Source organism: Tolypothrix sp. FACHB-123, from assembly GCF_014697075.1.
Classification (GTDB): domain Bacteria; phylum Cyanobacteriota; class Cyanobacteriia; order Cyanobacteriales; family Nostocaceae; genus Aulosira.
This window is the reverse complement of the sequence record NZ_JACJRE010000029.1, coordinates 63,721-75,983: the sequence shown is the minus strand read 5'-3', so window position 1 is coordinate 75,983 and position 12,263 is coordinate 63,721. Positions and strand designations below refer to the sequence as shown.

General features: G+C 38.9%; 11 protein-coding genes and 1 pseudogene. 5 read left to right on the top strand and 7 right to left on the bottom strand.

Features of this window, described 5'->3' with window-relative positions:
* Positions 1-22: 22 nt before the first annotated feature.
* Positions 23-1,195: a sigma-70 family RNA polymerase sigma factor gene (locus tag H6G41_RS19345; RefSeq protein WP_190747804.1), complete on the bottom strand. Its 1,173-nt coding sequence runs from the start codon at positions 1,193-1,195 to the stop codon at positions 23-25.
* An 81-nt stretch (positions 1,196-1,276) separates the two neighbouring features.
* Between H6G41_RS19345 and H6G41_RS19340 the strand changes: the two genes are divergently transcribed.
* The 3 genes from H6G41_RS19340 to H6G41_RS19330 all read left to right on the top strand — a co-directional run bounded on the left by H6G41_RS19340 (position 1,277) and on the right by H6G41_RS19330 (position 4,341).
* Entirely contained in the window at positions 1,277-2,068 is a 792-nt protein-coding gene (locus tag H6G41_RS19340; protein ID WP_190747803.1) for a hypothetical protein, read from the top strand.
* A 96-nt stretch (positions 2,069-2,164) separates the two neighbouring features.
* Positions 2,165-2,641, top strand: a complete 477-nt coding sequence (locus H6G41_RS19335; RefSeq protein WP_190747802.1) for a hypothetical protein — start codon at positions 2,165-2,167, stop codon at positions 2,639-2,641.
* 1,013 nt (positions 2,642-3,654) lie between these two features.
* Entirely contained in the window at positions 3,655-4,341 is a 687-nt protein-coding gene (locus H6G41_RS19330) for a hypothetical protein (protein ID WP_190747801.1), read from the top strand.
* Between the two features lie 138 nt (positions 4,342-4,479).
* On the opposite strand, the gene H6G41_RS19325 is transcribed toward H6G41_RS19330, so the two are convergent.
* The 3 genes from H6G41_RS19325 to H6G41_RS19315 all read right to left on the bottom strand — a co-directional run bounded on the left by H6G41_RS19325 (position 4,480) and on the right by H6G41_RS19315 (position 7,044).
* Positions 4,480-5,853 (bottom strand): GH1 family beta-glucosidase, encoded by a 1,374-nt coding sequence (locus tag H6G41_RS19325; RefSeq protein ID WP_190747800.1) that lies wholly within the window; start codon positions 5,851-5,853, stop codon positions 4,480-4,482.
* 262 nt (positions 5,854-6,115) lie between these two features.
* Positions 6,116-6,652: a GAF domain-containing protein gene (locus tag H6G41_RS19320; protein WP_190747799.1), complete on the bottom strand. Its 537-nt coding sequence runs from the start codon at positions 6,650-6,652 to the stop codon at positions 6,116-6,118.
* Between the two features lie 80 nt (positions 6,653-6,732).
* On the bottom strand, positions 6,733-7,044 hold the full coding sequence (locus tag H6G41_RS19315; protein ID WP_190747798.1) for a hypothetical protein: 312 nt from the start codon (positions 7,042-7,044) through the stop codon (positions 6,733-6,735).
* 542 nt (positions 7,045-7,586) lie between these two features.
* On the opposite strand from H6G41_RS19315, the gene H6G41_RS19310 reads away from it, so the two are divergent.
* Both H6G41_RS19310 and H6G41_RS19305 read left to right on the top strand, forming a co-directional pair.
* Positions 7,587-8,042 (top strand): hypothetical protein, encoded by a 456-nt coding sequence (locus H6G41_RS19310; protein WP_190747797.1) that lies wholly within the window; start codon positions 7,587-7,589, stop codon positions 8,040-8,042.
* A complete protein-coding gene (locus H6G41_RS19305) occupies positions 8,023-8,703 on the top strand; it encodes a PAS domain-containing protein (RefSeq protein ID WP_190747796.1) in 681 nt (226 codons plus the stop codon). Before H6G41_RS19310 ends, H6G41_RS19305 begins: the two co-directional genes overlap by 20 nt.
* Before the next feature lie 29 nt (positions 8,704-8,732).
* On the opposite strand, the pseudogene H6G41_RS19300 reads toward H6G41_RS19305, so the two are convergent.
* The 3 genes and pseudogenes from H6G41_RS19300 to H6G41_RS19290 all read right to left on the bottom strand — a co-directional run.
* Positions 8,733-9,611, bottom strand: a pseudogene (locus H6G41_RS19300) (FprA family A-type flavoprotein); the annotation flags it as partial.
* Between the two features lie 115 nt (positions 9,612-9,726).
* Positions 9,727-10,239 (bottom strand): phosphate-starvation-inducible PsiE family protein, encoded by a 513-nt coding sequence (locus tag H6G41_RS19295; RefSeq protein ID WP_190747795.1) that lies wholly within the window; start codon positions 10,237-10,239, stop codon positions 9,727-9,729.
* Positions 10,240-10,404: 165 nt separating this feature from the next.
* A complete protein-coding gene (locus H6G41_RS19290) occupies positions 10,405-12,135 on the bottom strand; it encodes a diflavin flavoprotein (RefSeq protein WP_190747794.1) in 1,731 nt (576 codons plus the stop codon).
* Between the last annotated feature and the right edge of the window lie 128 nt (positions 12,136-12,263).

Here is a 12,263-nt window from a genome sequence, read left to right as displayed (position 1 = left end):
ACAGTCAACAGTCAACAGCCTCCTATACCCCATGCCCTAAATAATTTTGTAACCATTCTTCCATTACTGTACTCATACTTTTGAGTAGGTCTGGAGTGATGGAAATATGCAGAGTATCTCGACTCCAAGTAGCTAAAGACTTGAGTAAATTTTCTCTAGCTTTTGTCAATCGCCGTGACACAGTATACTGCTTGATTTCTAAGTGTTTGGCGATTGTATCCTGGTTGATTCCTTGAGCGTAGTACAGTTGGAGAATCTGTTGCGCCTCTGGTTCTAATTTGGCGATCGCATCCGCTAAAATCTGATTAATTTCAGTTTGTTGGGAAGTTCTGGTTGTTTCTTCTTCTTGGGTAATAAATTCCTCAATTAAGGATGGTTGTTGATTTCCTGGCAAATTATCGAGTAATTCCCAAGTATTATCTCCACCTTGGGTAATATTCAGGGATTCGGGGGTAGGATAAAGATATTTGCGTGCAGCTTTAGCCGCATTGAGTAACCATTTCTCTAAAGTTGAGAAATTGACATGCTGGCTAGTTTGAGAATTATAAGCTTTGGCGATCGCTTCCCAAAGGCGATCATCTGGTCGAGAAAGTTGGCGTGAGGTTCCCGTATTAGTGGGAACATATAAGGTTTTAAAACAGTTCCACGCCAGGATGTAGCCATGAACATCATCTTTGGCTAAACCTGCATTTTGCAACGCTTCCTGTAAACGCTTTTGCGAAATTTTGCGTAATAAAGCCCAATCTGTACAGATATCAACTTCGCGCCGTTGGCGTAAAGTTTCACGAATCGCACTAGCAAAAATGGGGCTGGCGTAGTTTTTGAGAGTAAAACCGTGACTGGGGTCAAAACCTTTGAGGACTCGATCGACTTGAGCGATCGCTATTTGAAAACAGTCTGATAATTGATACTGGGTACTAGCAAAACTATTGACAGTTTTTTGCGATACCCAATAGCAAGATTCTTGCAAATAAGCAGTTAGATGTTGTCTTGCCAGAGATTGAGTTTCGGGAAGCTGCCAAAACTTATACCAGTAAAGCGCCCAAAAATATTCCGAAGTTTCTTGCGGTGTGCGTTTGAGACAACTTTGCATACTGCTACGCAATCTTGATTCTGTCGCCCAATGACTAAAGCGATCGGCAACAAACTGCACAAAAGTTGAATAAATTTCAATAATGCTTTGCCGAGGGTGCATAAAAAACTTGAAGCCTACCTAGAGAAGTAGTGAAGGCGTTAAAAAGTGCCTCCACAAACTTTACTACACCAGGTGAAAATCATGTTGCGACTTTCAATCAAATCTTTAGCACTTAGTACTATGGTAGCCTTAACTACAGTAACTAGTGCTGTTGCCCAAATTCCTGTCAGCCAAAATTTACATTTAACTCAAGTACCTAGCTTTAGTTGCGGCCCCCATCTGCGGACTTACATTGTTAAGCCTTTAGATAACCGTCAAGGTCAAGGTATCCGTTGCGTCAAATTCAGTCAAGGTAGACCGGGAACGAAAATCCCCAGATTAGCATGGTACGGCGAAGGTAATTGGGGTGGTGCGACCTATCGTCATGTGGGACAAGCGATTTACCGTAGTGCTAATCTTGTCGGCTTTGCTTCGGATATTCACGGAAACGGCGAAGATATTAACAATAATTTTCCCGGAAATCTCAAGATAGAAATCATCGGTGCTTCAACTATTAGAGTCACAGGTGCATGGAATGAACAATGGCAATTAGTCTCCAGCACTAACTATATACCTTTACCCAGACCAAAAACTTGTGGTGGCTATTTTGATGAATACAAAGTTTCTGATTTAAGTGGAACTAACAATGGTGAAGGCTTGCGTTGTGTTCTGCGTGTAGGGACAAAAAATACAACTTGGTTTGGTAACGGTAATTGGGGAAATTCTACTTATTCCCACATAGGTACTCGTTCATTTAATGGTTACGGCGCAGGTGATATTTGTGGGAATGGTTTCGGCCCCATTTGTAACACCTTTGGCTGGGGTTCATTGCAATTAACTCCTGCATCTGGTGGCTTTAATGTTACAGGTGCTTGGAATGAAAAATGGCGGTAATAAATTAGTAAATTTTCAATACTAATTGACACCAATCTCTATATCTGATTTTCCAAAAATACACAAACAAATTACTAATTTCGGAGTCATAGTAAAATGCTAAAACGTTTTTTAATGATTGCTGCTTCTAGTGTCAGTTTAGCGGCTAATCTAGTCAGCCCTGCACTAGCCGCACCCGCTGATTTCATTGGTACTTGGGTCAATAAAGATAGTAACACTCGTGGTGTAACTCGCTTAGTAATTACCTCAGCAGGTAGCAATAAATTAAACATTCAGGTGTTTGGTAAATGTCATCCTACAGATTGTGACTGGGGAACTACATCAGTTGTTACCTATGGTTTAAATGTACAAGATACAAACCATACTTATGCAACAGCTAACTACAATAAAGGGTTTGCTAACACAGCATTAAATTTAAACCATGCTGGTTCTCAAATTATGTTGCAAAGCTTTACCCAATTTTTAGATAATAGTGGTAGGCAAAATTATTATTCCCGCGATTACTTTCAAAAGTCTCTAAAAGTGAGAGTTCCTCTGGATTTACAAACATACCCTATAAACCCAAATAAGTAGTAGTTTACCCAGAGACTTTTGCGGGATAAAGGTTAAAGGGTAAGGAAAAAGGTTTTTTATTCCTTACTCTCTTCCCCATCACCCAGCATTTTTGTTAGATAAATTTAATTGATAACCATAGATATTTACCTCTATTCTTGGATGAATATCTGTGGTTTTTTATTTTGTCATTGCTTAATAATTATTAATAATTGTTTCTTTATGCTTTTGTGCTTCTATCCAAATTGGTGATGATAATTGAGATCCTTGATTCTTTAAGGATAGCGTTGGCGATTCTGGAAGATTGCGCCTCATACCCAGAATTTTATGAGATTTTCGACACCTTATTGATAATGCGATCGCCTGACGACAGCCTTGTTTTCTCGTTTAAATAAGGATCTCCAAGCTGTACTAGTTTGAGCTTAACAGGCGATCGCAACATCTCAATATCGAATATCAAATCGACTTAAAAATTATTTAATGTTTTCCAAATCAATTATCACTCTTATAGATAGTTGACAAATAATTGTTTTAGTTGTTCGGGTGAACAAACACTTTTAAAGAAGCTCAAGCCATATCTCTATTTCGTCATACCATCCCATCAACTCAAATCTAAAGCTGTTGATGTATCTGTTAGGTAATTCTTCTTAAAAAGAAATGTGCTTCATGAAAACTTTAAAAAAATAATATCTAAAAATCTTGATTATTTTTTATACATGTGTAAGTATAAAATCTATTAGTTAACTTTCAATTAACCAAAATTTAAGTTTGATTTAAAGTTTTGGTTAATGACGGTTAATTTTAACATAAATTAATAAGCCAGCATTTCCAATTGCAGAAATCAAATAATTTTTTGACTCAAAGAATAATTTTTGAGCTAATTTTTATTGCTTGATAAATCAGTATTGTCACAATTTAATTAATAACAATATTAATTCATTCTTACCTTTAATTTCCAACTACCCATTTTCAGGAGCAAAATCATAGATTTATTTTTACAAATCGAATTACAGAAATAATAATTGATGAGACTCATGAAAAATTTAATTGCCTTAAATTTAATCCCTACCGCAGGCACAAAGCCTAGCTATCAAATAAAAATTGTTGCTTTGATATTTTTAGCGACAATGATTCCAGTTACTTTAATTTTTCTATTTTTAAATATAGGGCAAAAAACAGGGATAAGCTATTTAACAAGAGACCCATCAGCACTTACTCATACACCTTTCTATATAGGATTATTTTCCAATATTGGTATATTGTTATGGTGCGCTGGTGCGACAAGTTGTCTTTTTAGTTACGCAATTTTAAAGAAAAATCATCGTTATCGAGAATTATCTAAATTTTTATTGTTTTCAGGATTTTTAACATGTTTTCTAATGTTTGACGATTTATTGCTGCTTCATGAAGAAGTATTTCCTAAATATTTAAATATTTCCGAAAATGTATTTTATGTGTTTTATCTGGCAATTATATTATTTGGTACTTTCAAAAATTTCAATTTTATTAAGAAAACAGAGCTTATTATTTTATTGGCTGCGGTAGTATTTTTTGTATTATCAATTGTGTCTGATAGGATTTATAATTCTCATTTGGTTGCGAAAATAGAAGATTTATGGAAACTAGTAGGTATTAGTACTTGGTTCACCTATTTAACAAGATTATGTTTGCGAGAAATAAGCAGTTTAATCCATTCTTCTGCTACCCATGAGGATTTTTAAAATGATTTAAATTCGCAGCCTTTCCCCGAACTAATTCTTACAAATTTTATGTAGGTTGTTAATTTCATCCCATCTTTTTTAAAGGTGGGATTTTCTCTTAGTAATCACAAAAAATTTATTTTCAGACTTTTAATTGAGCTAAACAACTCGATTTTGACGGATACATTCTGCATACCATTCATAGCTGGCTTTGGGAATGCGTTGTTGGGTATTGTAATTTACATAAACAATACCAAAAGGTCGAGAATATCCCCAAGCCCATTCAAAATTATCTACGAATGTCCAGAGAAAATATCCTTTCAATGGGTAGCCTTCATTCACAGCGCGATTAGCTGATTTTAAATACTGTCGTAGATACATAATTCGGTCAGTATCTATCATTTCACCATTAGCATTTAAGTCATCTTCTGCCGCACAACCACTCTCTGTAATCATGACTGGTAAATCATCTCGCCCTAAAGTCTCACTGATATGTCGAATTCCCCAATAGATACTTTCAGGTACGATATGTAACCAGGGCATATGCAGTCTTGGGTAGCCTTTGGGAAAGTTGAGTAATTCATACCCTGCTTCATTATCGACAGCACGCACATAAGCACCGCTGTAGATATTAAGACCAATTGCATCTAAGGGCTGATGAATAATTTCTAAATCTCCTGGTTTAATATCTGGGGCATTTTCTCCTAATTCCTCAAGCATAGCTGGACTGTAAGCACCAGTGAGGGCGGGTATCAAAATACCCCCATTAAATCTAAATGTCTGGAAGGCTTTTTTAGCAGCTTCTATATGGCGAGGAGACTCGTTGATGGGAACAGTTACGCCAATGCTATCTACTAAAGCAACTTTACAAGGAATCGGTGAAGCGGCGCGGATAGCTTGACATCCTAAGCCGTGAGCAAGTAAGGCGTGATGGGAAGTTTGCCATACTGCTTTTTGACTGCTGAGAATTTGTCCTGGCGCATGTAATGGTTCTAACTCAAAACCATAACTAGCATGGGTGAAATAATAAATTTCATTGAGTGTCATCCAGTGAGTAATGCGATCGCCTAAACGGCTGACAATCGCGGTAACATAATCAGCAAAATCAACAGCCATCTGGCGATTCTGCCAAGTACCATATAAATCTTCTAAGGCTTGGGGACTATCCCAATGATATAAGGTAGCGTGAGGAGTAATATCGTACTGGTGCAGGCAATCTACCAAGCGCTTATAAAAATCAACACCCTCTTCATTAACTTGACCTCGTCCATCAGGGATAATACGAGGCCAAGCAATACTAAAACGATAGTGCTTGATACCCAATTCTGCCATCAGCTTTACATCTTGTTCGTAAAGATGATAGTGATCGCAAGTAACTTTAGCAGTATCCTGATTGAGGATTTTTCCAGGTATTGTTGTAAATTTATCCCATACGCTGGGTTTCCGGCCACCTTCATTAACTGCACCTTCAATTTGAAAGGAAGCAGTAGCAACGCCCCAGTAAAAATCTTCGCTAAATTGATATATAGTCATTTTTAATACTCGTCTCTGAAAGAAGAGGCAGAAATTTTAGGTATTAGGGGAAAACGTATCCATGAGATTTTCCCTAACTCCAAGTTAAATCTCCCTCACAGACTCTATATCTAATATCTGTGTTGTCTTTATTAAAATTTACCTAATAGTATACGTAGCTTCAAACCAATGACAACTTTACAGACAAGGATTATCGCGTCTCTGACAAATGACAAATGACAACCTTCTCATTTATTGTTAATTGCGCCAACCACTTACCAAATTAAGATTCAGTTACAGCTTTGACATAAGCGATCGCTAAGGGTGTAAGTTTATTTTCTAATTCTGTGACTAAAGCGCGATCGCTTTCTGACCAAACTCGCGGTTTCCCATAAACAGCAGGTTGCAAAATCCCCCATAATTGCTGATTATGGCGTAAATGAGCATGAATTAAGGCTCTATGTCCCATATACTCATGCTCAAAGTCTTTATTGACAACTTTTGGGCTAGAAGTTTCTATATCTTCAACATAAACTGAAGGATCGGTGCGGAGTGCAGCCGCAAATAAAGGATCTTCTTGAGGTAAAGACTCTGATTCTAATTCCCAGTCTGAAGTTGTTGCATCTGGGATGTCTGGATGGCGTCGCCAGCAATAAGCAACTTTCGCTAATTTAGTTTGGGGATTTCGCAAATACAGAAAACAGCGATCGCACTGTAACACTTCGCCAATTAGGGGTAAAATTTCCCTAAAAATCGTGTCAGGATCGCTGTTTCTATCTAGCACAGATTGAATATTTTTTGGCAGAACTAAGCTATTCATCAATATGTAGGTAAGTTTCTGTGATATTTTCTCTAGGCTGGGCTAGGAAAAACATCACCCTACGGATACAATTCACCTATTTAGAATACTTCTACGGTCTCCATACTGCTTTCTAAGCCAGCGACTATCAGGCTAGTTGTTTGTAAAATTGCGGCGCGATCGCCTATCTTACACCGTTCAAATAAAAGGTGGGCATCTAATTCTGTATGGGCTGCTAATGTTTCTAAAATATTTTCTTGGGCCTTTAAATTACCATTGGCACAAGCTGCATAAAGTAATACACCTGCCATAGTGTACATATCTAACATCGGCTCATCACTATCTTCGCGATGGACAATACCAGGAAACTCAGATAAGGGATGGACAAATTGATCGAAGGTTAATTTAGTCATAGTGTTAGCCGAGTCGATTGTATAAATAAGCTCAAACTTAAGGTAATCAGCTATTAAGGTGTCTACTGTTGTGGTTGAGTGCGAACAATTTGGACTTACTTTTGACGATGCGAAATTCTTTGTGCGATGGACTCTAGCAGTTTATTTCATTAGTCTTTGAGGTGCTGAATACAAACTATATAAATTAATGAGACAGACCGCTAATACCGCTGCAACTTGTTGAAGTTAGGATAAGCAAATTTAAAGCTCTGACGATTTCCATGTGGCGGAATAAACACAAGCATATATACTTAAGTTAAGGACATGATAAACCCATTAGATTCCTCAATAAAGGTGAGAAGCTAACTAGCAAATAAGTAGCTAGCTTCTAGGTAGTCTACCGTTTCTTTGATCTTCAGCCGTTTTACTGCTCCTTGTCATCATACTAGGCTTGTCATTTTTTTTTGTCAAGCTGTCATTTAAATGTGACACACACGAATGTCTTGCTTTTTAGAATTCATGAGAGAAAATAGAGACAAGGATAATATTCACAATTTCGACATATGACTGACAGAAGGCGTTCTGACGATTACAAACAAATCAGCGGCTATATCCCCCTGGAGCTAGCCCTAGAGTTTAAAAGCATTTGTGCCCGCCTGGGTATTTCTCAAAGCGACGCTTTAGAAGAAATGGCTCAAGAGTGGATAGCCAAAAAAACAGATGCTCATGCGCTCAACGCTCAAAAAGCAGCTCCAAAAACAATTGCTGATGTCGTCAGAATCAATATGGCAAAACTCAAGCGTTGTGGGGTCAAAAACTTGCCCGCCTTAGCCAAAGGCGAAGTACTACCAACACCAGGGGACTTTGCGATTATTACATCCGCTTTAGCTATCCCGGAAGAGGAAAGAAAAAAAATCTGGCAAGAAACTTTCAAAATTTCCGTATATCAAGATACACAGGGTGTAAAAGTAGATAAAGATTCTCAAGGTGTCAAAGAAGATGAGTGCGAGTATTCTTAGAATCCTCAACTTACCGGGGTGGAATTACAAAATGTCTTATGAAGGGGTTTCAATTTTAGCCCCAACAAAGCGGGATGCCACTTACTTAGCGCAAAGCTACGCAGAAGCACTCAGCGAAACTGCATACAAAATTAATGGGAAAGTGCGGATTAAATGGCGAGGCTGTAAGCAACCGATTGAATTTTTTGGGTGGATGGCTACCAAACCAGCGCCTACAGCCTCACAGACAGCCGAACGCATTTTGCAATATCAGGGTGCGGTATTTTGCAGCCAGCTACACGTTCCATCAGAGTTGTTATACCGCATGGTTGCTGCTGCGGAAAACGATCGCCCTGTAAGTATAGTTAGGCAAGATACTCGCAAACAAATTATTGTGAATCAGCCAATGGTTGAGATGTTACAAACACCGCCCGAAATTGCGACACAAAGGGTTATGACTCAGTTTTGGCTACCTGAGGACTTAGCCGAACTAGAACAAAGATTGCACAACGATAGAGGATTCACTTGGACTTATTCGGCTGGACTCAATGAAAAAGCGTGGGCAATTTTGACCACGCAGTTTGAAGCTTTTGAGGTTGAGGGGATTTGGTATAGACAGGGAATCTGTTTATCTACTCCGCAACTAGTGCCGATTCCCTCAGGAGTGTTTGAGCCAGCTTGAAAGGGGAGAGAGGTTACTTCGGCTCCGCTCAGATTAATGCCATTTTCAATTAAACCTTGAGCGATCGCATTGGCGAGAATTGCCGTATTCCCATAAGCTGAGGCGTAAAGTAAAGCTACACTTAACTCCTGGGATTTTTGACCTTGACACCATTGACGGTAATCATAAGTAAAACGACTCAGACTATAACGCACCACCGGGCCATGTGCTGGAGCGTAACATTTAGCACCCAATACCATTAATTTATCTAAAGCAACTTCCACCTGCTTCGTTTGCGGTGCATGGAGACAGTCAAAATAATAACGCCGCTCCGCATCTAAAGTTTTCCAATCTTCATCGAATAAAGTATCTTCACAGATATGAGCGCCAAAAAACTTATCAGTGTAGAGAATTTTTGTAGCCGAATCGTAGGTACAAAGCCCATCAGCCCAACGGGGAGTAGGAACGGTAATAAATGAGAGTTGATGTCCTTGGCCTAAATCCAGGGTATCTTGCGATCGCACAGCCTGAATATGGGAATCCCACTCCGGAAAAGCGGTTTTTAAAGCATTAGCCGCCGGACGAGAACAAATTAAAGTTACTTGGGGTGCTAAAGACAGCAATTCCTTTAAAGTGGCTCTGCGGTTGGGGTTGACATGACCAAGCACGATGTAATCTAACGTAGTCAAGTCTATATGCTGTGCTATTTGTTCTAAAAAAATCTCCGTAAAAGACTCACCAGGAGGGTCAATTAAAACCTTTTTATCAGCTTGAATTAAATAAGAATTTGCTGTCGTTCCGCGTTGACGGGAATATTCAACCTCAAATTTGAGACGTTCCCAAGTACGCGATCGCATTATCAAAGTATTTACACCAATCTCCGCAACTTGAACATCTCTACTGCGGTTGGGTATTAAAGTAGCATTCATAGTAACCTCTTGATATGGGGCATGGGGCATTGGTTATTTTTCCTCCTTGTCTTCCTTGTCCTCCGAAGGCTGAGCGAAGTCGTTGGTGCAGCCTCTCGCAGAGAAGCCTGTCTTCCTAACGTCCGTTGTTTTTTGCTAATTCTTCTAGATGGCGACGTTTATAACGTTTGGATACTTCTTGTTCTGGATCGATACCTTCAAAGGTGGGGGGTAACCAAACGCGCAGGAAAAGTAAGACTCCTAAAACTAGTAAAAATGCACAAGTTGCTAACACTTGACTCGAAGTTATTTCTAATACGCCTTTAACAATCACTTCTCGCAAAGCGGAAACAATAGAAACTTCAACAGCTACACCAATAGATATGCGTTGTTCTTGGAGATAAATAATCAGCAGTCGAAATAATTCAACGAGAATCAGTAAAAAGAGAATATCCGCAGTGACAACATGGAAATCTAGAGGCGGAAGCAAGGAGAGAAACATATCTCTCACTTGAATCACCATGAAACTAAATAACCCAATACATAAAGAAATCACAATTATGTCTTGGATAAATTCCAGGCTACGCACAATCCGACCCCGATTAATTTGGTACATGGGAGTTGGGTTATTTTCAGCAGGCTGATACATAGAGCACTCTCAATTAATGTGTGAAGCGGTGTTATGAGAAGGCGGAGGGCAGTGGTTCGACTTCGCTCACCAACCTGGCAGAGGGTAGCGCCTCGGCTCCGCTCGGCGACCGGGGGACAAGGAGGACAAATGACAAATCCTCAATGCCCAATGCCCCATTCCCAATTAATAATGATTGCCAATTTTGCGGTGATGGACTGCTGTTAATCCATCTATTTTGGCGACTCTTCCTGTTTGCACGGTGCTATAAATAATCCAATGATCGCCACAATCCATGCGGCTGGTAATTTCACATTCCATATAAGCTAAAGCTTCAGCTAAGATGGGCGATCCATTAGTTGCAGGATAAGTTTTCACACCAGCAAAACGATCTGCACCGGGAGCAAAACGCTTGAGGAAATGTTTCATCAGGCTTTGATATTTGCCTTCTTCTAAGACGTTTAACACGAAGCGATCGCCTACATGCATCAAAGATTCTATGGCTCTATCTTTAGAAACAGCAATGGCTACACCTAAAGGATTGAGACTAGCTTGGGTAACCCAAGAGGCAAACATAGCACTTTGCACTTCGCCTTTTTTGGCTGTAATAATATATAGTCCGTTGCTAATGCGACCAAGGGCTTTTTCTAAATCTGTATTGATAGATTTGATTTGTTTAATAGTGCGATCGCGGGTTAACCATTGACCTAAATCTGTCCCGGCTTCTTCACACAATTGTTCTGTAGATTGAGTAGGATGTTCTTTGACTAAAATCGGTGGAAAGCCTTCAGTTAAGCCTAATTCTTGAAATTTGTTGCGTAAGGGATAAACTGGTTCATCTTCACCACCACCTGATTCTAATAAGCCAATGGTTTGTTTTTGATGCGCCGCAGCTAAGATAGTACCAATCGCTGCATGTGCTGTCACTGAATTTTGGGATGGCATACTAATTACTAAACCAGCAGCTTGTCCGACTAATTCCCGGACTTCTTGAGGTTCAGCACTATTAATATCGACTAATTCAACGGCGACACCTATTTTTGTACAACCATGTGCGATCGCTCTCACTAATTGTTCGCTATAGCCATAGTCTTCAGCATAAAACATGGCTACTAATGTTTCTGTTTTTGCTTGTTCTAGGCTCCAAGTACTATATCTACCCAACCATTCAGAAATATGGTGTTGTAGTAAAGGCCCGTGTCCTGTCGCTACTGTGCCAATTTCTAATTTTTCAATCCGCTTTAGCGCTGCTAAAACCGAACGTGCATTAGGCCCCATCAGGCAATCATAGTAATATTTAAAATCTTCTTCGATGACATTAAAATTCTCATCATAGGTGTGATCGTCGCAGTAATGCATTCCAAATACATCACAGGTATAGAGAATTTTAGTTTTATGGTCATAGGTCAAAATAGTGTCTGGCCAATGTAGATTCGGCGCAGAAATAAATTCTAATTCATGCCCATTACCTAATTCTAAACGTTCGCCACTTTTCACCATTTTTGATTTAAATGGCTGGTGAACAATATTTTCTAAAAATTGAATTGCCACCTTAGCACCAACTACGGTGATATTAGGAGCCAATTCTAAAATATTTTTCACTAAACCACTATGATCGGGTTCGGTGTGGCTAATAATTAAGTAATCTATATCAGCAGGATCAATTAATCCAGCGAGTAATTCTAGGTATAAATTCTCAAATTTGCGGTGAGAAGTATCAACTAAAGCGATTTTTTCGCCTTGAATTAAAAACGAGTTATAGGTTGTACCGTTCCGTAAACCAAATTCAATATCAAAACGTTCTCTATCCCAGTCAAGACAACGTATAGCAGTAGTTTCAGCAGCAATTTCCGCAGTTTCAATCGTCAATCTTCCGGAAAAATTTGTAATTGGAGTAGCTTGTGTAAGTAATGCCATGTTTTTTTACCAAAAAGATATTTTCTATATTTGAAGTTCTTATTCTTATATTGACTGCAAACTAGTCAATTCGTAAAATGTTAATTTATAAAGATAGTTATCAGTAAGACTTATTGTTCTATCTATCA